Here is a 21285-nt window from a genome sequence, read left to right as displayed (position 1 = left end):
GTGATCAGGCGCCCTCGATCTGGTCGCCGATGTTGTTGGCCTTGCCTTCGAGCGCGCCTCGCAGGATCACGGCGATGGCTGCGCAGATCGCAACCAGAACGGCGGCAATGACGACCCATTCGACCGCGGACGCGCCCTCCTCGCGACGAGCCTTGTCGAGTCGTGCACCCAGCAGCGTGACGAGGAACCCCAGTGCGGTGGGATGAATCATGGTGTTTCTCCTTCGATGGTGCGGTGGTTTCAGAGCCCGACGATGCCTGACAGCGCCGGGAAGATGAGGAAGACGAGGAAGCCTGCGGCCAACAGGAGCTGGGCCACGAGCATGGACTGAGAACGCTCCTGCGCGCGGCTCTCCGAGTCGGCCAGCTCGCGCTGGCGCATCGACGCCGCTCGGGCGGTGAGCGAGTCGCGGACCTTGGCGCCGTCCTCGGCCACGAGGGCCAGTGCCGCGGCGAGGTCGCGCAGCTCCTCGACCTTCATGTCGTCGCCGAGGCGGCCGAGCGCGGCCCACGGGGTGATGCCCTGGAGCCGGGCGTTCTCGATGGTCTCGCGCAGCCGAACCATGCCCCAGCCCTGGCTGACGCCGGCCGCGGCCGAGAGGGCCTCGGGCACGCCGCGGCCGCCGGCGAGGTTCATCGACACGAGATCGAGGAAGGCGCTGACGACGTGGCGGAAGTCGCGTCGACGGTCGGTGGCCTCGGAATGCAGCTGCAGCTGGCCGAGCACCGCGCCGCCGAGGGCACCGAGAATCGCCAGCCACAGCGGCAGGACGGGGCTGATCCAGCCCGCGACCATGAACGGCGACAGCATGAGCGCAGGTGCGAACGCGCCGACGATGGCCGCCACGAGCGTGTTGCCCAGGTGACTGTCGACCGAGCGGTCGACGACCGACAGGTCGGAGCGGATGCTCGCGGGCAGTTCGATGCCACGGTCGTTGAGCAGGCCGGCCAGTCGCGTGCCGAGCTTCTGCGTCCGTGATTCCGCAGGCTCCAGCGGACCACGGTTGGTCCGCACCCCGCCGCGCCGACGTTGGACGTCGAGACGGGCCAGCTCGGAGGCTGCGGTCGCGCTGAAGGCAGGCGTCCTGCTGAACAGCAGCCAAGCGCCGGCGCCCACGATCGCGCCACAGATGAGGATGAGGGTCATCGCGACTCCTCTTTTGCCAGCAGGAACCGCTCGGGCATCTCGAACTCCGACAGGCGGCGCATCCAGACGAACCCGGCGCCGAACAGGCCGATCACGACGAGCAGGACGACCTGGCCGATCGGAGAGGAGTAGGGCTCGACGTAGCCACGGTTGAAGATCGAGAGGAAGAGCACGAAGGACACGGAGATCGCCATGACGATCTGGACGCTGCGACGCGTGCTGGAGCGGCTGGCGGCGATGCGGCGGCGCATGTCGAGGTCGGCGCGTGCCGACTTCGCCAGCGAGGTCAGCACCTCGCGCAGGCCCGGGCCGCGCAGCCGCGCGTTGAGGATCAGGGTGGCGACGATGAGGTCGGCGCTGGGGTCGTCGATGTCGTCGGCGAAGCCCTGCAGCGCGGTGGGCAGCGACGTGCGCACGCGGAGCCGGTCGGTGAGCCGGATCAGCGCGGGCTTGATCGCGGGGGACGCGGCGTAGGCGGTGGCCGGGATGGCCTGCTCGAGGCCGACGGCACCGGCGATCGTGTCGCGCAGGGACTCGGTCCAGGCCGCGAGGCCCTCGAGTCGCGCCATCGCGCGCTTCTCGCTGGCCAGGCCGCCGAACAGCAGGGGCGCGAACCACACGAGCGCGCCGACCGCGATGGCCAGCACGGGCCAGCTGGTGAGCAGCAGCACGAGGAGTCCGGCGCCGGCGCCGAGCAGGGCCCGGCGCGCGCTGCCCTGGAGGCGGTCGCGCAGCGAGGGACCCGGACGCTTCGGGGTGTCGTCGTGGTCGGACATGCCCACCACGACGAGCAGGATCCCGGCGCCGACCACGGCGCCGAGGAGCGTCACCATCAAGGCCAGGGACAGCATCAGTACGCCTGGCCCTCGTAGGCGGTGGGCCGGTAGCCGTGCATCTGGAGGTCCTCGATGCAGCTGACCGCGGCGGCGGCGTGGGCCATGCCGTCGGGGCCCTCGGCGAAGACCTCGCTCGACAGCACGCGGCCGTCGACGCCGTTGACCTCGCGGACCGACGTGATGACGCGGCGCAGGCCGCCACCGGTCTGGAACTCGTTGCGGCGCTCCACGAAGATCACGAAGTCGATCGCGCCGGCGATGAGCATCATCGTGGCGTCGGCCGGCAGCCGCTCCGCGGACTGGATCGCGTACGTGCAGATGCGGTTGAACACCTCGAGCGAGGAGTTCGCGTGGATCGTGGACAGCGAGCCGTCGTTGCCCTGGCTCATCGCGTTGAGCATCGTGACGATCTCGTCGCCGAGCACCTCGCCGACGATGACGCGGCTGGGGTTCATGCGCAGCGAGCGGCGCACGAGCTCGGACATGTGGATCGCACCCTGGCCCTCGGAGTTCGGCAGCCGCTCCTCGAACGCGACGACGTTCGGGTGCAGGTCGGGGAACTCCCCCAGGCCCAGCTCGAGTGCGCGCTCGACGGTGATGAGGCGCTCGGCGGGCTTGATCTCGTTGGCCAGCGCACGCAGCAGCGTGGTCTTGCCGGCGTTCGTGGCGCCCGCGATCATGATGTTCTTGCGCGCCGCGATCGCGGCGGACAGGAACGACGCCAGCTCGGGCGTCATCGTGCCGCTCTCGATCAGCATGTCGAGCGACACCCGCGCCAGGCGCGAGCGACGGATCGACAGCGACGGCCGCGGCGTGACGCCCATGACCGCCGAGAGGCGGCTGCCGTCGGGCAGGCGCAGGTCGAGCTGCGGGTTGGCCGTGTCGAACGGGCGGCTGGTGAGGCCGGAGTAGGCGCCCAGCACCTGCACCAGCTCGACGAGCTCGTCGTCGCTGTCGGCTACGGGCGGCATCCGCCGCTCCTCGCCGTTGGCGTAGCCGACGAACACGTTGTCGCAGCCGTTGATGTCGATGTTCTCGACGTCGGGGTCGTCCAGCAGTGGCTGGAGACGGCCGACGCCGTAGAGAGCGGCGTGGATGCCGTCGGCGAGCTCGGCCTCCTCGGTGCCCGAGAGCGGGGCGCGACCGGCCGCGATCTCCTGGCGGGCGTAGGACTCCAGGACTCGCGCGATGATGGCGCGCGCGAACTGGCGCTCGTCCTCGGTGGACATGGAGGGCAGGCCGGCGGCCGCGTCCTCACGACGCTGGCGGGCCAGCGTGTCGGCGACTTCCTCGCGCAGGGTGCGCAGCAGCTGCTGGTCCATCAGATCTCCTGCGCGACGGTGGACGGAGCGGCCAGGGCGCGGACCCGAGGCACCAGGTCGACGAGCGACCGCGAGAACAGGGAGCGCTGCACGGCGCGCGAGGACGAGGCGGCGCCGCGGGCGGCGGCCTTCGGGTCCCAGGCGATCGTGCCGAGCATCGTGACGTCGAGCTCGGACGCGGCGAGGAGCCGGCCGATGTCGTCGACGGCGCGCTGGTCGCGCGGGTCGCCGACCACGGCGACGCCGACGCGGGTGGCACCGGGACGGCCGAGCGACCAGGGCTCCTTCACGGTGGAGAGCCGGTCGCGCAGGTGCGCGACCGCGGCGATCTCGGAGCGGACGAGGAAGACGACGGCGTCGGACCCCTCGACCACCGGGCCGGCGGGCGAGCCGGCGATGAACCGGCCGGCGTCGGCCAGGACGTCGCCCGAGTGGGCACGCAGCGTGCGCTGCAGGTGGGGCCAGGCCGGACCCAGGCTCTGCGCCTGGCGCGGGCCCGAGGCGCCGACGAGGACGTCGATGCCGTGGCTGGTCTCCTGCAGGTGGTCGGCCAGGTCGACCTCGTCACCGGAGCGGACGGCCGCGCCGAGGGAGACCAGGCCACGCTGCTCATCGAGCGCGTTGTCGTCGGCGTCGCGCTCACGCGTGGCGACGTCGCCCCCGATCGGGTCGAGGTCGGCGACGACGACCGGCTCGGGCCAGCGCGCGGCCAGGCCCATCACGGCCGTGCTCACGCCCGGCGATCCCTTCGCGGAGACGAAGCTGATCACGGTCATCGCGCCACCGCCTCGGAAGGGGCACGGTAGGTCGGTGCCGCGATGGAGAGCGTGGAATCGTTCACTCGCTGACGCTCGCTCATCGCGCACTCGCCAGGCTGCGGAGCCGGTCGGAGTCGGTCACCGCCACGCCGCGGTCGACGAGCGACATGCCGATGCGGTTGTTGCCCGCCGCGTCGACGATCGCGTCGGCCACCTCGAGCGGGACGAGCAGCGTGGCCGCCGAGCCCTTCGCGTCGCTGCCGCCGCCGAGGACGCCGCCACCACCGGAGGCGACCGGCGGACGGATCACGAGCGCGAGCGCGAGCGGCTGGCTGGGCGTCTCGCCCTCGCCGATGCGCACGACGCGCACGAGGTCGCCGGAGTCGAGGTCGTCGGGGACGCGGCCCTCGACGAGCGGCACGCCGACCTCGGCGCGCTGGCCACCGCTGAGCGGGTTGGTGCGCACGAGCATCGTCGTGTCGAGCAGCTGACCCTCCACGAGCGGGACGCGGGAGTACGTGCCCAGCACGCTCGACAGCGCGCCCGACGGGACGATGAGGTCGGACTCGGTGGCCACGTTGGTCTCGCGGAGCATGTCGCGGGTGATCTCGGTGCCGGCGGGCACGTCGGTGGCGACGACCAGCACGGGGTCGCGCGAGTCCATGCGCAGGGCGAGCAGTCCGGCGAGCGCGGCACCGCCGACGATCAACAGGACGCCGAGCAACGCCACGGCCGGACGGCGGCGGCGCGGCGGCGTGGGACGCGCGGCCGACGGAGCGGCTCGTCCCCCGACTCCGCGAGCGGTGCGTGCGCGCTGACGGTCCTGGACCGCGTCGCCGACCGAATCGGTGCTGGTGCGCATCGACATGAAGTGGCTCCCCCTTGCAGACGTTGAGGCGCCCCACGACGGACTGAAGACACGCTCCCTCAGCGCAGCCCCCCGCAGGAACCACCACAGTCTAGCCCGATCCAGCCATCTCGTCCTGTCGGGTGGTCGACGTCACGAAGGCGCCCTCCGTCCCGCCGCTCGGGCCGAAACGCGGCGTCCCACCCTCTACGCTGAGGTCCATGCGATTGCTCGTCACCGCGGAGGCGGCATCGTCGGGGGAGATCCGAGATGCCATCGTCGCCTATTCCGCCACGAGCACGGTCGGGGATCTCGAGTCCGTGCTGCAGCAGCTCTTCGGGACGCGCAGCCCCCATGCCGACGTCGCGGACGTCATCGACCTCGACGCCCGGCGCGGCGGAGTCGACCGCACGGGTCCCGGCGTCTTCCTCGGCTCCCGCCGCCTCGACCCCGCCGACACCCTCGCGTCGGCCGGCATCCGCCACGGCGTCGTGGTGGGCCTCGGCGGTCCCAGCCGCCACCGCGAGCGCGAGCCGCAGGGCCTCGTCGAGGTGCGCGTCAGCTCGGGCCGCGGCGCCGGCCGCGTGCACCGCCTCGGGATCGGCACCTGGACGATCGGGTCCGCCGGCCACTGCGCGATCCGCGTCGACGGCACCCCCGAGGTGGCCGCCCGCCTCGAGGTCGACGCGCAGGGCCGGGTCGTCGTCACCGCTGACGAGTCCGCGCGCGACCTCACCCTGCCCATCCCCGAGCGGCGCGAGCCGCCCACCGAGCCGATCGTCCTGCAGGCCAGCGTCGCCACCCGCACGAAGCGCCGCTTCCGCCGCCGCAAGCCCGGCCTCAGCGCCCTGCAGCAGGGACGCAAGGTCGACCCGTCCGCTCCCCTGCCGCTCGTCCGGCTCGACCGCGAGCCCGTCACCGCCTCGGTGACCTGGGCGCCGGGCGCCGTCCTGGGCGTCGCCGACGTGCTCTTCGAGCTCGGCTCGGTGAGCGCCCCGGACGCCTCGCTGTCGCCCTCGGCCAACGGTCCCGAGCTGGACTACAACCGTCCGCCGCGACTGCACCCGCCCGCGCGCACCCGCGAGTTCTCGCTGCCCACCGAGCCGAAGAAGCCCGACAAGTCGCCCATTCCGCTGGTGATGATGCTGTCGCCGATGGTCATGAGCGGCTTCATGTACTGGCGCACCGGCTCGATCTTCTCGCTCATGTTCATGATCCTGATGCCGATCATGATGCTGCTGAACGCCACGGGCACGCGCCGCCAGCAGAAGGTCCGCTACCAGGAGCAGCTCGCCGAGTTCCACCGCCGCCGCGCCGACGTGGAGAAGGCCGCCGTGAAGTCGCTGGCCGACGAGCGGGGCCAGCGTCGCTCCATCTACCCCGACCCGGCCTCCGTGCTGCTGTTCGCCACCGGACCGCGGGCGCGCCTGTGGGAGCGCCGTCGCTGGGACCCCGACTTCCTCGAGCTGCGCCTGGGCACCAGCGACCTGCCGTCCGACGTCGTCGTCAAGGACTCCACGCGTGAGCAGCACGAGGGCCCGCTGCGCTGGACCGCGCCCGACGTCCCGGTGATCGTGCCGCTGGCGCCCACCGCGGTGCTCGGCGTGTGCGGCCCGTCCGACCAGTGCCTGTCCACCACGTCCTGGCTCATCGCCCAGGTCGCGGCGCTGCACTCCCCCACCGACGCCTCGGTCTGGGTCTTCACCGACCGCGACAACGCCGCCGCGTGGGAGTGGACGAAGTGGCTGCCCCACGCGCGCACCAGCGAGGACCACCCGCGCGCGGCCCGGCTCGCCCTCGACGAGGACGATCGCGCCTCGATGATCTCCGAGCTGACGCACCTGGTCGACCGGCGCAAGGAGCTCGACACCGACGAGCGCGAGGCGCTGCCCTCGGTCGTCGTCGTCCTCGACGGCGCCCGCGAGCTGCGCATGGCGCCCGGCATGACCTCGCTGCTCAAGATGGGCGCGTTCGTGCACGTCTACTTCATCTGCCTCGACCGCACGCGCCGCGAGCTGCCCGAGGAGTGCCGGGCGATCGTCGAGCTGCACGGCGACCTGCTCGACCTCGAGACCACCGCCGAGCGCCACATCGACGCCGTGCGTCGCGACGAGGTCGACGGCGTGTGGCTCGAGCGGCTCGGTCGCGCGGTCGCGCCGATCCGCGACGTCAGCACCGAGGACCTGAGCTCGAGCCTCCCGGCCGCCAGCCGTCTGCTCGACGTGCTGAGCCTGGACTCCCCCACCGGCCAGGACCTCGTCCGCCGCTGGGCCGGCGGCGGCCGCACCACCAAGGCCGTCATCGGCGAGGGCCTCGACGGACCCTTCCGCATCGACGTGCGCGCCGACGGACCGCACGGTCTCATCGCCGGCACCACCGGCTCGGGCAAGTCCGAGCTCCTCCAGACGATCATCGCGTCGCTGGCGGTGGGCAACCGGCCGGACGAGTTCAACTTCGTCCTCATCGACTACAAGGGCGGCGCGGCCTTCATGGACTGCCAGCACCTGCCCCACACCGTCGGCATGGTCACCGACCTCGACGGCCACCTCACGACGCGGGCACTCGAGTCCCTCGGCGCCGAGCTGCGGCGACGCGAGCACCAGCTCGCCGACGCCGCGGCGAAGGACATCGAGGACTACCTCGCCGCCCGCCAGCCGGGCGACGAGCCGATGCCGCGACTGCTCATCATCATCGACGAGTTCGCGGCCCTCGTGGCCGAGCTGCCCGACTTCGTCACCGGCCTGGTCGACGTCGCCCGACGCGGCCGCTCGCTCGGCGTGCACCTGATCCTGGCCACGCAGCGCCCCGCGGGCGTCGTCAACGCCGAGATCAAGTCGAACACCAACCTGCGCATCGCCCTGCGCGTCACCGACGCCAACGACTCCGACGACGTCATCGAGTCCAAGGTGGCCGCCGAGATCCCGAAGTCGTTCCCCGGCCGGGCGTACGCGCGTCTGGGCCACTCGTCGCTGACGCCGTTCCAGAGCTCGCGCGTGGGTGGCCGTCCCGCCGGCACCGAGCGCGCCGAGCTGCGCACCCGCGGCTTCGGCGTCGACGAGCTCGTGGCGCCGCCGTCCGCCGCGACGTCCGACGAGGACGACGTCTCGATCCCCACCGACCTGGCCACCCTGGTCGGCGCGGTGCGCGAGGCGAACGATCTCATCGGCCTCGAGCCCATGCGCAAGCCGTGGCTGCCGCCGCTGCCCGAGACCCTGGTCCTCGACGACCTCGAGGCGCCCACCGCACCGGACATCGGCGCCGAGCCGGTCATCGCACCGATCGTCTTCGGTCGCGGCGACCTGCCGCACCTGCAGCAGCAGGAGGTCGCCTCGTGGGACCTGCAGAACGCCGGCCACCTCGTGATCGCCGGCCAGTCGCGGTCGGGCCGCTCGTGGTCGCTGCGCGCCATCGCCGCCGCGATCGCCCGCCAGACCGCGCCCACCGACGTGCACGTCTTCGGCATCGACGCCGGCAACAACGCCCTGCTGCCGCTCGTGTCGCTGCCCCACGTGGGCGCCGTCGTCACCCGCACCCAGATCGACCGGATCTTCCGCCTGTTCGACCACCTCGGCCGCGAGCTCACGCGACGCCAGCAGCTGCTGGCCGAGCAGGGCTTCGCCGACATCGGCGAGCAGCGCGCGGCGGTCGCCGGCGCCGACCGGCTGCCGTATCTCGTGGTGCTGCTCGACCGGCTCGAGGGCTTCACCAGCGCGTTCGAGTCCGTCGACGGCGGCGTCCTGCTGGAGCGCCTCGTCGGCCTGCTCCAGGAGGGCGTGGGCGCCGGCATCCGCATCGTCATCGGCGCCGACCGCTCGGGCGTGCTCGGTCGGTACGCGCTGCTGGTCGACGACCGGATCGTCCTGTCGATGAGCGACCCGTCCGACTACTCGGTCGTCGGCCTGCCGACGAAGCAGGTGCCCGCGCACATCCCGCCGGGTCGCGGCTTCCGCGCCGGCGAGCGCCCGCAGGAGGTGCAGTTCGCGATGCTCGACGCCTCGGGCGAGGGCACCGCGCAGGTCCGCGCGATCCACGAGCTCGGCCGCGCCGTCTCCGAGCGCTACGGCGACATCCCCCGCGAGCTGCGGCCGCACCGCATCGACGAGCTGCCCGTGGCGATCAGCCTCGACGAGGCGCTCACCCTCGAGCCGTCCGAGGCCGCGCTCAGCCCCAGCTTCATCCCGGTCGGCGTCGGCGGTGACACGCTCGCGTTCGAGGGCTTCGACCCGCTGTCCACCGGCCCGGGCTTCCTCGTCGCCGGTCCTCCGCGCTCGGGCCGCAGCTCGGCGCTCGTCGTGCCGATCGGCCAGCACCTCGCGCACCGGCGCGACGTCCTGGTCATCGCGCCGCGCCGCTCGCCGCTGCGCGACCTCGACGACCGGCGCCTCCAGCAGTTCACCGGCGCCGAGCCCATCGAGGAGATCCGCGAGGCCATCGGGCGCCTGCGCACGCAGCACCTGATCGTCGTCGACGACTTCGAGGTCCTCGGCGCGGACTCGCCGATCGGGCAGCTGCTCGGCGAGACCTACGGCGCGATGCGCGACACGCCGAACGCGATGATCATCGCGGGCGGCATCGACGAGCTCGGCTCGGTCTACCGCGGCCTCCCGTCCGACCTCAAACGCGGCCGCACGGGCCTCATCCTGTCGCCCCGCGCCTCGAACGACGGCGACGTCCTCAACGCCCGCCTCCCCCGCTCGGTCGGCGCCGCGGTCCCACCCGGCCGCGGCCTCCTCATCAACCCCACCGGCTACCGCTGGGTCCAGGTCCCCAAGGCCTGACCGGGGCTCTCGCCTCCGGCGAGCGAGATGTGTAGAGGTATCCACCCTTTTTCCGCCGGATCGGCCGAGAAGGGGTGGATACCGCTACACATCTGGCGCTGGGGACAGCGTTCTCCCTCGTCCACAGGCCACCGCTCGGCTGTTCCCTCCCTCCTCCCCTGCCCGCCAGCCTCGAGGGATGCGCGAGATCCCTGAGTCGCTGACCGGTCGGCCGTTCACCGTCGCCGAGGCGCGTGCTGCGGGAGTGAGCGCGCGGACGCTCGACGGCAGTCGCTTCCGGCGGCTGTTCCGCGGCGTCCATGTCCTCGCCTCCGAAGAGCCGACGTCACGGACGTGGCTGAGGGCCGCGGTCCTGGCCGGGCCCTCCGACGCCGTGGTCAGCCACCGCACCGCGCAGGAGCTCTACGGACCCGAGCTCAGCGGCGCCGACGACCGCATCCACCTGTCCACCCGGCGCAACGCCGTCAGCCGGGACGAGCGCATCGCCGTGCACCGCCGCCTCCACCCGATCGCGTCGCACGAGGTCGACGGTCTCCCGGTCACGACGCCGGCGCGCACCTTCGTGGACTGCGCGCTGTCGCTGACGTTCGTCCAGCTCGTGGTCTTCGGCGACTGGCTGATCCACCGCGGACTCGTGGAGTTCGACGAGCTGCTGCACTACTGCCGCGGTCGTCACCTCGACGGCGTCGTCAACGCCCGCCGCGCGATGCAGTACCTCGTGGCCGACGCGCGCTCGCCGATGGAGACGCTCGTACGCCTCATGATCGTGCTCTCGGGGCTGCCGCACCCGGCGTGCAACGTGACGCTCCTCGACGACGCAGGGCACCTGGTCGCCACGCCCGACCTCCAGTGGGCGCGCTTCAAGGTGGTGGTCGAGTACGACGGGATCTGGCACGAGCGGTCGCCCGACGACCGGCGGTGGCAGCGCGACCGGCGCGAGGAGCTGGAGCGGCGCGGCTGGACCGTGATCGTCGTCCACGACACCGACCTCGCGAAGCCGGTCTCGATCGTGATCCGGGTGCACGACGCCCTGGTGCGCGGCGGCTACCGCGGGCCTCGCCCGGTGTTCGGCCCGCGGTGGCACCGCGTGGTCCGGCAGCGCCTCTGACAGAAAATGTGTAGCGGTGTCCACCGGAATCCGGCCGGATGGCTCGGAAAACGGTGGACACCGCTACACATCTCGCCCGCCGGAGGCGGGAACGGCGGAGGGTCAGTCGACCTCGGTGACGACGGACTGGATCTCGCCGACCTCGAGGGTCTGCGGCGCCGAGGTCCGGTCGATCGGGGCCGGCAGGTCGATCGGGCCCGCGGGCGTCGTGATGCGCACGGTGTAGGCGACCGACACGGAGACGTCGAACGCACCCGACCGGGCGTAGGCGTGCTCGACCGCGCCGGACTGGCCGACCGCGGCGCCCTCGACGCCGATGCCGCTGCCCGACCGACCGTCGCCGAACGACCACGTCACCGTGCCCGGCGTGAACTCCACCGGGATCTGGAAGCCGAGGATGTCGACCGTGACCGTGGTCGCCTGCGCCTCGGCGGCGAAGTTCGTCGGAATGTTGACGTAGGAGCGGTCGGCCGGCTCGATCACGAACGTGGGCGTCGGCGCGAGCGCGAGCGCCCGCTCGATGATGTCCTCGGTGGTGATCGTCGGCGGCTCGGACTCGTTCGGCTCGTCCGATCCACGGCACGTGATGCCGGCGCTGGAGAAGTTGTCCTCCGTGGCGCGGTTGTCCGCGCCCATCGCCCGTTCGAACACCCGGTAGCTGTACTCGCCGTCCACCGGGCACTGCGCGTCGAAGGCGGTGCAGAGAACGTCGTTGATGGTCTCGTAGTCCCTCACACCGGGGCCCGTGGCACGGACGGAGTTGTCGGCGCAGTTGGGCACGTACACCCGCTGGGTCCACGGCACCGGCACGCTGATGGCACCTCCGCCTCCACCACCACCGCCGCCCGGGTTGCCCTGCTCGCCGCCCTCGGAGCCGCAGACGTCGACGCCGCCGGAGCCGGCCTCGCCACCCCATCCCCCGGGGCAGTCGTCAGCGGTGGCGGGAGCCACGGTGGACAGCTGGAGAGCCGCCACGAGGCCTGCGAGCAGGACCGTGGCGGACAGGAGCGCGCCGACGCGGCGCGCGAACGAGGTCAGCCCAACTGGTAGCGCAGCAGCACCCATTGGTCGTCCTTCCACTGAAGATCGGCCGTGAAGGGCAAGCCCTTGGCCGCGTCGATGGTCGTCGTCTTCTTCTTGCCGTCGGTGGTGACCACGGACTCGCCCGCAGGCACGTCCATCGTCAGCTTCACCTGGTAGAAGACATCGTCGTTGATGGTCGGCTTTCCAGCCAACTCGTAGGTGACCGGGCCGGACAGGATCGACTGCTTGTTGATCTTGCCGTTGTCATGGTTGTCGGCCCACTCGCGGCACGTCTCGCACGAGCCGAGGTCGGCGATCGAGGTCAGGGCGGGAACGTCCGAGGTGGCCATCATGTAGAACACGGTGTCGGCCGCGTACTGCGCAAACGCCTCGGCGCCCTCGGCACTCTGCTCGTCGGCGGGCCGCTGCGGCAGCGCATCGGCGGCCCAGGTGGCCTCGGTGGTGGGCTCGGTCGTGGCGGACGCACTGGGCCGCGGGCCCGCGGTGTCGTCGTCACCACCGCCGCACGCGGCGGTCAGTCCGAGCATCAGCGCCACGGCAGCGGTGGCGATGGTCCTGCGCATGAGGTGCTCCCTTCGGCACAGCCGAGACGCCCGGCCCCCACGGGAGGCCGGGCGTCACAGGCAGGTCAGCGAGGCGACTGCAGGGGCGACAGCACGGGGTGCTGGTCGGCCTCCTTGGCGCCCTCGGCGAACTTGTTGTGCTGGAAGGCCACGTCGGTGCCGGCGTTGGCGAACGCCTGGCACAGCTGCGTGAGCGCCTGCTTGAACTGGACCCAGGCCTCGTTGAACTCCTTGGCGCCGGTCGACTGCCACTCCTCGTTGGCCTGGTTCAGGGAGCCGTCCACGTTGTTGATCATCGTGTCGGTTTCCTGCATCGACTTGTTCAGCGTGTTGTACAGCGCGTAGAGATCTTCGATCCGAGCTTGCACCATGGGTTTGTCTCCTTCGTGAGTTCGTCCCCCGATTTATTCGAACGCAGGGACCAGGATGCTGGGCACGAGCGTATCGGACGATGCGTACGCTGGCAGCCCTACCCGACCATCGAACATGGCCCGTTGTGACCATGCCGGGCTGACGAGGTCGGCGATCGACGCTACGCTGGCCCTGCCGAAGCACACCATCGCCGGGGGAAACGATGACACCTGAAGACACCGAGGAAAAGACCGAGCCCAACCTGTTCCGGGGGACGCTGCAGTCCGCCAAGACCACGGTCACGAACTGTGGGAACAACGTGTACTCGGGCTACGGATCGCCGCTCGACGCGATCGCCAACCCGCTCGCCAACGGCGGCTGGGTCTGCACCGAGGCCGACTCGTGGATCGCCGAGCTCAAGGAGCAGTGCACCGGCATCCCCGAGGCCTTCGACGACGCCGTCTCCACGATCCAGGCGCGCATCGGCTCCGAGCCCGACCGGGTGCCCGAGAACGACTGGCGCGGGAACAACTGGCCGCGCCAGTGGCGCATGCAGAGCATGTACTGAGGACGGCCCATGACCACCGTCACCATCAAGATCGACGAGATCAGCGCCGCCATCACCGCGATGGAGGACCTCTCCTCAGAGGTCACCTCCCAGGCAGGGGTCGCGCGATCCGCGTCCCCGATCAGCCTGCCGAGCCTGTCCGAGAGCACGCTGGGCAAGAAGACCCGCTGGCTCGACGACCACCTCGAGGACCTCACCACGCGCCGCGACCTGGCGATCCTGCTCGACACCGAGGGCACTGGCTCCGCGTCGTACACGGTCACCAGCGACACGCTGTCCAACGTCAAGGAGATGCTGGGCCAGGAGCTCGCGGCCGCCGCGGGCACCATCGACGCCACGTCCGACCAGGACCAGCTCGACCACCTTGCCGGCCTGCTCGAGACGTGGAAGGACGATCCCGACGTCATGTCGGCGATGTTCACCGAGCTCGGCCCCGACGGCACCGTCGGCTTCATGGCCACCATCTCCTCGGCGATGGGCTACGGCGGTGTCGGCGACCCCGACGTCTACACGTCCCTGGCCGAGGACTTCCGCTCCGGACTCGCCACCGCCTCGAACGCCCCCGGCTTCCCGGCCGAGGAGTTCGGCCAGGAGATCGTGCGCTTCAGCGTCGCGCCCCTGCTCACCGACGAGGAGCAGCAGGCCTTCGCCGAGGAGTTCGGCATGGGCATGAACGGCGCGAACATCCTCACGTTCCTCATGGGCGACACGTCGTACTCCGACGACTTCCTGCTCGGGGCGGCCAACCAGCTCGACGACTTCGAGCGGATGGCCCGCGACGGCGTGCTGACCGCGCAGGACTGGTACAGCCACAACGGCTACGGACCGCTGCCCACCGGCAACGAGACCGGCTGGTACGACGATCCGATGGCGATGATCATGCACAACTTCGGGGAGAACCCCGAGGCTGGCCTGACCTTCTTCACCCAGCCCACCGAGGACGGCTGGGACCGTCAGACCTACTACTTCGACGACCGCGAGTGGAAGGCCGACGGCTACGGCGGCATCTCGCACGCGGTCGAGGGCATCGGCACCTCCGCGGAGAACCTGACGAACGACCCGGAGGCCACCACCGGCCTGGTCTCGCGGTTCCTCGACCAGGTCGCCAACAGCCCCGGCTTCAACGCCAACGACGCCCAGCCGGCCTCGCCGTACATCGCCGACCTGCTGAAGTTCTACATGCCGGCGGTCGACACGGCCCTGCGGTTCCCGAACGAGGACGGCGACGGCGGCTCCACGTCGCTGACGATCGACAACTTCGGGTCGTTCGACCACTACCCGATCCTGTTCACCGACGACCTCGACTCGCTCATGCAGGTCTCGATGAGCACGCCCGAGGGCATGCAGCGCATCGCGGAGGGCGTCGGCGTCTACCAGCAGACGCAGATCAACAACATCGCCGCCGCGCTCGAGGCGAACCCCGACGATCCCGACCTGCGCATGCAGCTGCGCGACGTGCTGCAGCGCTCGGCGGCCCTCCAGGGCTTCGGCGAGTACTCGGTCGGCCAGGTCGAGATCGACGGCGCCGAGGACCGCGACGCGCAGCGCCAGGCCTTCATCGACCTGGTCAGCGACGCCACCAGCCTCGTGCCCCTGCCCGGGGCCGACGTGGTCGGCGAGTTCGGCAGCGACCTGATCGACTTCGGCTTCAGCCAGGCCGTCGACCTCGGCACCGACGCGGCCGGTGACGCGTTCACGTCCGAGGCCGCAGCGGCCACCGACAACGCCAACGACCGGGCCGCGGCCGGCACCAACCGGGTCAAGATCACGGCGTACCTCGCCCTGGTCGAGTCGGGCGTCATCCCGCGCGACGAGGTGCCGGACTCGTTCTTCCAGAACGGTCGCCTCATCAGCGCCGCCGACATCCCGCCCGACCAGGTGTCCGCCTACGCCCAGACCGCGATGTCCGGCGTCAGCTCGTACGCGTCGAACAACGACCTCGAGGGGCCGTACCGGGACGAGTTCCTCGAGTACTACGGACCGGCGGGAGAGTGACGGTGCGACGTCTGGTGATCGGGGCCGTCGCGTGCGCCGCCATGCTGGCGGGCTGCGCCGACGACGACAACGGCGGCGAGGGTGGCACGAACGACGACGGCGTGCCCAGCACGCTGCTGCAGCGGGACGACCTCCCCGACGTCGAGAAGGTCACCACCGACGACCGCTCGATCCTCACCAAGACGAACTGCGCCGACATGGACGGCGAGTACAACCTCACGATCACCGACAGCGATGACGTGAGCGCACTCTACGTCCTCGCCGACGGCGACCAGGTGAGGTCCTCTCTGCAGGGGCCCGCGCAGAACCAGACCACGGTCGACCACACGCTCGAGCAGGTCGACACCGCGGTCACCGCCTGCTCCGCGCCCGGCGCCGCCACCGGCACCTTCGCCCGGATCGAGGGCCTGCCTGAGGGCGCGGTCGGCTTCCGCACCGTCACCGACACGTCCGAGGGCCCGCAGACCACCGAGCGCGCGTACGCCGCGGCCGACGACGACACCGCCGTGGTGGTCACCGTCGACCACGTCGGCGAGGGCGAGCCGGCCGTCACCGCCGCCGAGCTGCTGCCGAAGGCGCTCGAGCGGGCCCGGGGCTGACTCAGCCCGTCGTCACCTGCGCGAGCTCACGCGCCACCTGCTCCAAGGTCGCGTCGTCGACCGAGTCGTCGAAGGTGAACCGCACGGCGGTCTGCGCCGTCTCGCGGTCGTAGCCCATCGCGGTGAGCACGTGGCTGGGCTCGTCGCTGCCGGCGGCGCAGGCGGACCCGCTGGACGACACGATGCCGCGCGCATCGAGGTCGACGAGGATCGACTCGCCACTGCGCGGCGTGCGGGTCAGCACGAACGAGACATGCCCGGGCAGGCGATGCGTGCGGTGACCCGTGAGCTTCGCGCCGGGGACGAGCCGCTCGACCAGGCCGACGAACCGGTCGCGCCGTTCGGTGACGACCTGCGGGTCGCCGTGGCCCAGCTCGAGGGCGGTGGCCAGCCCGACGGCTCCGGCCACGTCCTCGGTGCCCGAGCGACGGCCGTCCTGCTGTCCCCCGCCGTGCACGAGCGGCTCCCACGGCTGACGACGCTGGACCCACAGCACGCCGACGCCCTTGGGCGTACCGAGCTTGTGACCGCTGAGGCTCAGCGCCGTGACGCCCGACGTGCTCACGTCGAGGTCGAGCCAGCCCGCCGCCTGCACCGCGTCGGTGTGGAACGGCACGCCGCGCTCGGCGGCAAGGCCCGCGAGCGCGGCGATCGGCTGGATCGTGCCGACCTCGTTGTTCGCGTGCTGGATGCTGACGAGCGTGGTGTCGTCGCGCAGCGCGTCGGCGAGGGTCTGCGGCGCGACCGTGCCGTCGCGGTCCACCGGGAGCACCGTGACGTCGAAGCCGAGGCGTCCGAGCCACTCGGCCGACTCGAGCACCGCCGGGTGCTCGACCGCGCTCACCACCACGTGCCGCCCGCGAGGCGCCGCGAGCGCGATGCCCTTGATCGCCGTGTTGTCCGACTCGGTGCCGCCGCTGCAGAACGTGACCTCACCGGCGCGCGCGCCCAGCACGCCGGCGACCCGGCGCCGGGCGTCGTCGAGCGCCTGTCGCGCGACCGCGCCCGGCTCGTGGTGGCTCGCGGGGTTGCCGAAGTCGCGCGTGAGGTACGGCCACATCGCCTCGAGCACCTCGCGCCGGACGGGCGAGGTGGCGGCGTGGTCGAGGTAGATCACGAGAGCCGCACGTCCAGGCCGAGGTCGAGGTTGCGCACCGAGTGGGTCAGCGCGCCCACGCTGACGACGTCGACGCCCGTGGCGGCGATCGCCCCGATGGTCGTGAGGTCCACTCCCCCGGACGCCTCGACGAGCGCTCGGCCGGCGACCAGCTCGACGCCCGCACGCAGGTCGTCGAGGCTGAAGTTGTCGAGCATGATCGTGTCCACGCCGCCGGCCAGCACGGGCTCGATCTGGTCGAGGCGGTCGACCTCCACCTCGAGGTGGGTCGTGTGCGGGAGCTGCTCGCGCGCCGACCGGATGGCGGCGGTGATGTCGTCGACGAGGGCCAGGTGGTTGTCCTTGGCCATCACCGCGTCGGACAGGCTGAAGCGGTGGTTGTGGCCGCCCCCGCAGCGCACGGCGTGCCGCTCGAGCGCGCGCAGGCCCGGCGTGGTCTTGCGGGTGTCGGCGACGCGCACGGACGGTCCGGCCGCTTCCACATAGGCCGCCGTCAGCGTGGCGATGCCGCACATCCGCTGGACGAGGTTGAGGGCGATGCGCTCGCCGCGCAGCACGGCGCGAGCGTTGCCGCGGATCGTGCCCAGCTTCTCCCCCGCCGCGAACCGGTGGCCGTCGGCGACCAGCACCTCGACCTCGACGGCCGGGTCGATCGCGGTGAAGGCGACCTCGACGACCTCGGCACCGGCGAGGACACCGGGCTCTCGGGCGACGAGGTCGGCGGTGGCGACGGCGTCGCGCGGCACGAAGACCTCGGAGGTGAGGTCGCCATGGGGCGCGTCCTCGTCGAGGGCCATCTCGACCACGCGGAGGATCTGGCGGCGCTCAAGCATGGTGCACCGCCGTGAGCGTGGAGTGCCGGACCGGTCCCGGCGCAGCCTCGGGGACGTCGCGGCGGAAGTGCCCGCCGCGCGACTCCTCTCGGGCGAGCGCGCTGGCCACCACGGCGCGCGCGACCCACCACAGGTTGGCGTCCTCGGCGGACTTCGCGTCGATCGGAGCGGGGGGCGCCCAGCCGGCCAGCACCGCCGCCGCCTCCTCGAGGCCGGCACGGTCGCGCGCCAGTCCCGCGGCGTCCCACATCAGCTGCTGGAGGTCGGTGCGTCCGAACGCCTCGTCACCGGCGCGGACGTCCAGCCCGAGCGGCGCCCCCCAGGAGTCGTCGAAGTCGGCGTGCGCGCCAAAGGGGCGGCTGAGAATCGCGTCGGCCACCCGGGTGCCGTAGACGGCGCCCTCGAGCAGCGAGTTCGACGCGAGCCGGTTGGCGCCGTGGAGACCCGTGCAGGCGACCTCGCCGACGGCGTAGAGGCCGGGCACGTTGGTGCGGCCCGAGAGGTCGGTGCGGACGCCGCCCATCGCGTAGTGCGCGGCGGGCGTGACGGCGATCGGATCGCGGGACCAGTCGAGCCCCTGTGATCGGACGACGGCGTCGATCGTCGGGAAGCGCTCGGCGAGGAAGCGCGCGCCCAGCGCCGTGGCGTCGAGCCGCACGGGAGTGCCGCCCTGGGCGCGCATCCGCTCGGCGATCCCGCGCGCCACGACGTCGCGCGGCGCGAGCTCGGCGTCGGGGTGCAGGTCGGTCATGAACCGGTGGCCGGCCTCGTCGACCAGGACGGCACCCTCGCCGCGTACCGCCTCGGACACGAGGTGGTTTCCCGGCGTGGCCAGCGACGTGGGGTGGAACTGGACGAACTCGAGGTCGGCCACCACGGCGCCGGCGCGCAGCGCGATCGCGACGCCGTCGGCCGTGGCGACCGCGGGGTTCGTGGTGCAGGGGAAGAGCTGGCCAGCGCCGCCGGTGGCGAGCACGACGGCGTCGGCGGGCAGCTCCTCACCGTCGAGCAGACGGACGCCTCGGGCACGACCGCCCTCGAGGACGACGTCAACGACCGTGGTGTTCTCGCGGACCGTGATCCCGCTGGTGGCGAGGCGCCCGATCAGCGCCGTGGCGATCGCCGCACCCGTGGCGTCGCCGCCGGAGTGCAGGATCCGCTGGTGCGAGTGCGCCGCCTCGAGGCCGAGCGCGATGCGTCCGCCGACCCGGTCGAACGGCACGCCGCGGCGGATCAGCGTGGCGACCGCGGACGGGCCGTGCCCGCACAGCACCTCGACCGCGTCCTGGGCGCACAGGCCCGCCCCGGCGGCGAGCGTGTCGGCCACGTGCGAGGCGACGGTGTCCTCGGGCGAGGTCACCACGGCGATCCCGCCCTGGGCGACCGCGGTGTTGGACTGGTCGAGCCGGGCCTTGGCGACGAGCGTGACCTCGACGCCGGGACGCGAGACGAGGTCGAGGGCCGTGGTGAGTCCCGCGACGCCGCTGCCCACCACGACGACGTGCACCATCAGGCGTCCTTCGGCAGGGCCGCGAGCATCCGCTCGAGGGCGACCTTGGCGTGGACGGCGACGTCGTCGTCCACGACGATCTCGTTGCGGACCTCGCCCTCGACGAGGCCGTCGAGCACCCACGCGAGGTAGCCGGGGTGGATCCGGTACATCGTCGAGCACGGGCACACGACCGGGTCGAGGCAGAAGATCATCTTGTCGGGGTTCTCGGCGGCGAGCCGGTTCACGAGGTTGATCTCGGTGCCGATCGCGACCACGGAGCCGGCCGGCGCCGCCGCCACGAACTTCTTGATCGCGTCGGTGGAGCCCGCGGCGTCGGCGGCGTCGACCACGGCCATGGGGCTCTCGGGGTGCACGATGACGCGCACGCCGGGGTACTGGGCGCGCGCCTGCTCGATCTGCGCCACGGTGAACCGCTTGTGCACCGAGCAGAAGCCCGGCCACAGGAGCACGCGGGCGTCGCGCAGGACATCGGGCTCGACACCGAGGTCGGGCCGGCGCGGGTTGATCATCGGCATCTGCTCCAGCGGTACGCCCATCGCCTTGCCGGTGTTGCGACCGAGGTGCTGGTCGGGGAAGAAGAGCACCCGGCGACCCTGCTCGAACGCCCACTCCAGCACGGTGGAGGCGTTCGACGACGTGCAGACGATGCCGCCGTGACGGCCGCAGAACGCCTTGAGCGCGGCCGAGGAGTTCATGTACGTGACGGGCACGGTGTCGTCGTCGCCGTAGAACTCGGTCAGCGCCTCCCAGGCGGCCTCGACCGAGTCCTCGTCGGCCATGTCGGCCATCGAGCAGCCCGCGGCGAGGTTGGGCAGGATGACCCGCTGCTCGGGCCGGGCCAGGATGTCGGCGGTCTCGGCCATGAAGTGGACGCCGCAGAAGACGATGGCCTCGGCGTCGGGACGGGTCAGCGCGGCGTTGGCCAGCTGGAACGAGTCGCCCACGAAGTCGGCGTACTGGACGACCTCGTCGCGCTGGTAGAAGTGCCCGAGGATCACGAGGCGATCGCCGAGCGTGGCCTTGGCGGCCCGGATCCGCGCGTGCAGCTCGGCCTCGTCCATGCGCTGGTACGCCGCGGGCAGCTGACCGGGACGCGTGACCGGAGCGGGGATCACGTCGGTCTCGGACGCGCCGGGGCCGTAGCCGGGCATCCGGTCGAACTCCCACGGCTGCTTCGCCAGGTCGGCGTCGCAGCTGCTGCCCGGCGCCGACACGATGAGGTCGTTGATCGAGAGGGTCATGTTGTCTCCAGTCGGTAGAGGGCCGGGGGTCGGTGGCTGGTGCCGGTGACGTGACGGCCCGTGGCGACGATGCGCGGGCGCGCGAGGGTCTGGCGTCGGAAGTTGGCGGGGTCGAGGCGGACCTGGCGGACGGCCTCGTGCACCTCGCGCAGCTGGGCGATCGTGAACTCCTCGCCCGTGAACGCATGCGCGATGTCGGAGTAGGTGATCTTGGCGCGCAGCCGGCTGAGGGCGTACTCGACGATGAGGTTGTGGTCGAAGGCCAGCCGCGGCACCTCGTCGGCGACGAACCACTCGACGTTCTCGCCGTCGATCGCGCGGGCGTCCTCGTCGGGGCGCACGAGTGCCCAGTAGACGATCGAGACGACACGGTCGGGCGAGCGGTCGATGCCGCCGAAGCTGTAGAGCTGCTCGAGGTGGGCCGGCTCGAGGCCGGTGGTGCGCATCAGGGTGCCGCGCGCGGAGGTGTCGAGGTCCTGCGCGGGCTCCAGCGGACCGCCGGGCAGCGCCCACTGGCCGAGGAACGGGTCGCGGATGCGGCGGACCAGCGGCAGCCACAGCGTGTCGCAGCCGGTGGTGGGGTGCGGGCGCAGCGCGAAGATCACGGTCGACACGGCCAGCTCGATTCGCTGCTCCATCGCGCACCTCCTTAGGGTCACCGCGACA

General features: G+C 71.9%; 19 protein-coding genes. 5 read left to right on the top strand and 14 right to left on the bottom strand.

Annotated elements, in window-relative coordinates; genetic code table 11:
- Window positions 1-4 precede the first annotated feature (4 nt).
- From ACGWYL_RS11025 to ACGWYL_RS11000, 6 genes are all read right to left on the bottom strand, one after another.
- Entirely contained in the window at window positions 5-211 is a 207-nt protein-coding gene (locus ACGWYL_RS11025) for a Flp family type IVb pilin (RefSeq protein ID WP_269306241.1), read from the bottom strand.
- Between the two features lie 29 nt (window positions 212-240).
- Complete coding sequence (locus ACGWYL_RS11020; protein WP_269306239.1) at window positions 241-1146, bottom strand: type II secretion system F family protein; 906 nt, start codon at window positions 1144-1146, stop codon at window positions 241-243.
- Window positions 1143-1997 (bottom strand): type II secretion system F family protein, encoded by an 855-nt coding sequence (locus ACGWYL_RS11015; RefSeq protein ID WP_269306237.1) that lies wholly within the window; start codon window positions 1995-1997, stop codon window positions 1143-1145. The genes ACGWYL_RS11020 and ACGWYL_RS11015 overlap by 4 nt, the downstream gene beginning before the upstream one ends.
- Window positions 1997-3304 (bottom strand): CpaF family protein, encoded by a 1308-nt coding sequence (locus ACGWYL_RS11010; RefSeq protein ID WP_179425421.1) that lies wholly within the window; start codon window positions 3302-3304, stop codon window positions 1997-1999. Before ACGWYL_RS11010 ends, ACGWYL_RS11015 begins: the two co-directional genes overlap by 1 nt.
- On the bottom strand, window positions 3304-4080 hold the full coding sequence (locus tag ACGWYL_RS11005; RefSeq protein ID WP_179425423.1) for a hypothetical protein: 777 nt from the start codon (window positions 4078-4080) through the stop codon (window positions 3304-3306). The genes ACGWYL_RS11010 and ACGWYL_RS11005 overlap by 1 nt, the downstream gene beginning before the upstream one ends.
- Before the next feature lie 79 nt (window positions 4081-4159).
- The gene (locus tag ACGWYL_RS11000) at window positions 4160-4930 is read right to left on the bottom strand and encodes an SAF domain-containing protein (protein WP_395487176.1); all 771 of its coding nucleotides are present in this window, start codon (window positions 4928-4930) and stop codon (window positions 4160-4162) included.
- A gap of 200 nt (window positions 4931-5130) precedes the next feature.
- Here ACGWYL_RS11000 and ACGWYL_RS10995 point away from each other — a divergent pair, with 200 nt between their 5' ends.
- A complete protein-coding gene (locus ACGWYL_RS10995; RefSeq protein WP_395487175.1) occupies window positions 5131-9687 on the top strand; it encodes an FtsK/SpoIIIE domain-containing protein in 4557 nt (1518 codons plus the stop codon).
- 178 nt (window positions 9688-9865) lie between these two features.
- Window positions 9866-10795: a hypothetical protein gene (locus ACGWYL_RS10990; RefSeq protein WP_395487174.1), complete on the top strand. Its 930-nt coding sequence runs from the start codon at window positions 9866-9868 to the stop codon at window positions 10793-10795.
- A gap of 102 nt (window positions 10796-10897) precedes the next feature.
- Here the strand turns inward: ACGWYL_RS10990 and ACGWYL_RS10985 are convergent, their stop codons facing one another.
- From ACGWYL_RS10985 to ACGWYL_RS10975, 3 genes are all read right to left on the bottom strand, one after another.
- Window positions 10898-11860, bottom strand: coding sequence for a hypothetical protein (locus tag ACGWYL_RS10985; protein ID WP_269306227.1), 963 nt, complete (start codon window positions 11858-11860; stop codon window positions 10898-10900).
- A complete protein-coding gene (locus ACGWYL_RS10980) occupies window positions 11830-12402 on the bottom strand; it encodes a DUF6318 family protein (RefSeq protein WP_269306226.1) in 573 nt (190 codons plus the stop codon). Before ACGWYL_RS10980 ends, ACGWYL_RS10985 begins: the two co-directional genes overlap by 31 nt.
- Window positions 12403-12467: 65 nt before the next feature.
- Window positions 12468-12773 (bottom strand): WXG100 family type VII secretion target, encoded by a 306-nt coding sequence (locus tag ACGWYL_RS10975; protein ID WP_269306224.1) that lies wholly within the window; start codon window positions 12771-12773, stop codon window positions 12468-12470.
- A gap of 203 nt (window positions 12774-12976) precedes the next feature.
- Here ACGWYL_RS10975 and ACGWYL_RS10970 point away from each other — a divergent pair, with 203 nt between their 5' ends.
- The 3 genes from ACGWYL_RS10970 to ACGWYL_RS10960 are packed head-to-tail and all read left to right on the top strand — an operon-like array spanning window position 12977 to window position 15915.
- Window positions 12977-13321: a hypothetical protein gene (locus ACGWYL_RS10970; RefSeq protein WP_179425444.1), complete on the top strand. Its 345-nt coding sequence runs from the start codon at window positions 12977-12979 to the stop codon at window positions 13319-13321.
- A 9-nt stretch (window positions 13322-13330) separates the two neighbouring features.
- Window positions 13331-15316, top strand: a complete 1986-nt coding sequence (locus ACGWYL_RS10965; RefSeq protein ID WP_395487173.1) for a DUF6571 family protein — start codon at window positions 13331-13333, stop codon at window positions 15314-15316.
- Window positions 15317-15318: 2 nt separating this feature from the next.
- Window positions 15319-15915, top strand: coding sequence for a hypothetical protein (locus ACGWYL_RS10960; RefSeq protein ID WP_395487172.1), 597 nt, complete (start codon window positions 15319-15321; stop codon window positions 15913-15915).
- Window position 15916: 1 nt separating this feature from the next.
- Here the strand turns inward: ACGWYL_RS10960 and ACGWYL_RS10955 are convergent, their stop codons facing one another.
- The 5 genes from ACGWYL_RS10955 to ACGWYL_RS10935 are packed head-to-tail and all read right to left on the bottom strand — an operon-like array spanning window position 15917 to window position 21257.
- Window positions 15917-17032, bottom strand: a complete 1116-nt coding sequence (locus ACGWYL_RS10955; RefSeq protein WP_395487171.1) for a cysteine desulfurase family protein — start codon at window positions 17030-17032, stop codon at window positions 15917-15919.
- Complete coding sequence (gene nadC, locus ACGWYL_RS10950; RefSeq protein WP_269306217.1) at window positions 17029-17865, bottom strand: carboxylating nicotinate-nucleotide diphosphorylase; 837 nt, start codon at window positions 17863-17865, stop codon at window positions 17029-17031. The genes ACGWYL_RS10955 and nadC overlap by 4 nt, the downstream gene beginning before the upstream one ends.
- Window positions 17858-19375 (bottom strand): L-aspartate oxidase, encoded by a 1518-nt coding sequence (gene nadB, locus ACGWYL_RS10945; RefSeq protein ID WP_395487170.1) that lies wholly within the window; start codon window positions 19373-19375, stop codon window positions 17858-17860. Before nadB ends, nadC begins: the two co-directional genes overlap by 8 nt.
- Window positions 19375-20619, bottom strand: coding sequence for a quinolinate synthase NadA (gene nadA / locus ACGWYL_RS10940; RefSeq protein WP_395487169.1), 1245 nt, complete (start codon window positions 20617-20619; stop codon window positions 19375-19377). Before nadA ends, nadB begins: the two co-directional genes overlap by 1 nt.
- Window positions 20616-21257, bottom strand: coding sequence for an NUDIX domain-containing protein (locus ACGWYL_RS10935; protein ID WP_269306211.1), 642 nt, complete (start codon window positions 21255-21257; stop codon window positions 20616-20618). The genes nadA and ACGWYL_RS10935 overlap by 4 nt, the downstream gene beginning before the upstream one ends.
- Window positions 21258-21285 lie beyond the last annotated feature (28 nt).

This window comes from Aeromicrobium sp. JJY06, from assembly GCF_044069275.1.
GTDB lineage: Bacteria > Actinomycetota > Actinomycetes > Propionibacteriales > Nocardioidaceae > Aeromicrobium > Aeromicrobium tamlense.
This window is presented reverse-complemented; position numbering and strand designations above follow the sequence as displayed.

Coding starts and splice junctions, on each gene's coding strand:
- ACGWYL_RS11025 (WP_269306241.1), bottom strand. CDS start 211: ATGATTCATCCCACCGCACTGGGGTTCCTCGTCACGCTGCTGGGTGCA.
- ACGWYL_RS11020 (WP_269306239.1), bottom strand. CDS start 1,146: ATGACCCTCATCCTCATCTGTGGCGCGATCGTGGGCGCCGGCGCTTGG.
- ACGWYL_RS11015 (WP_269306237.1), bottom strand. CDS start 1,997: ATGCTGTCCCTGGCCTTGATGGTGACGCTCCTCGGCGCCGTGGTCGGC.
- ACGWYL_RS11010 (WP_179425421.1), bottom strand. CDS start 3,304: ATGGACCAGCAGCTGCTGCGCACCCTGCGCGAGGAAGTCGCCGACACG.
- ACGWYL_RS11005 (WP_179425423.1), bottom strand. CDS start 4,080: ATGACCGTGATCAGCTTCGTCTCCGCGAAGGGATCGCCGGGCGTGAGC.
- ACGWYL_RS11000 (WP_395487176.1), bottom strand. CDS start 4,930: ATGTCGATGCGCACCAGCACCGATTCGGTCGGCGACGCGGTCCAGGAC.
- ACGWYL_RS10995 (WP_395487175.1), top strand. CDS start 5,131: ATGCGATTGCTCGTCACCGCGGAGGCGGCATCGTCGGGGGAGATCCGA.
- ACGWYL_RS10990 (WP_395487174.1), top strand. CDS start 9,866: ATGCGCGAGATCCCTGAGTCGCTGACCGGTCGGCCGTTCACCGTCGCC.
- ACGWYL_RS10985 (WP_269306227.1), bottom strand. CDS start 11,860: ATGGGTGCTGCTGCGCTACCAGTTGGGCTGACCTCGTTCGCGCGCCGC.
- ACGWYL_RS10980 (WP_269306226.1), bottom strand. CDS start 12,402: ATGCGCAGGACCATCGCCACCGCTGCCGTGGCGCTGATGCTCGGACTG.
- ACGWYL_RS10975 (WP_269306224.1), bottom strand. CDS start 12,773: ATGGTGCAAGCTCGGATCGAAGATCTCTACGCGCTGTACAACACGCTG.
- ACGWYL_RS10970 (WP_179425444.1), top strand. CDS start 12,977: ATGACACCTGAAGACACCGAGGAAAAGACCGAGCCCAACCTGTTCCGG.
- ACGWYL_RS10965 (WP_395487173.1), top strand. CDS start 13,331: ATGACCACCGTCACCATCAAGATCGACGAGATCAGCGCCGCCATCACC.
- nadC (WP_269306217.1), bottom strand. CDS start 17,865: ATGCTTGAGCGCCGCCAGATCCTCCGCGTGGTCGAGATGGCCCTCGAC.
- nadB (WP_395487170.1), bottom strand. CDS start 19,375: ATGGTGCACGTCGTCGTGGTGGGCAGCGGCGTCGCGGGACTCACCACG.
- nadA (WP_395487169.1), bottom strand. CDS start 20,619: ATGACCCTCTCGATCAACGACCTCATCGTGTCGGCGCCGGGCAGCAGC.
- ACGWYL_RS10935 (WP_269306211.1), bottom strand. CDS start 21,257: ATGGAGCAGCGAATCGAGCTGGCCGTGTCGACCGTGATCTTCGCGCTG.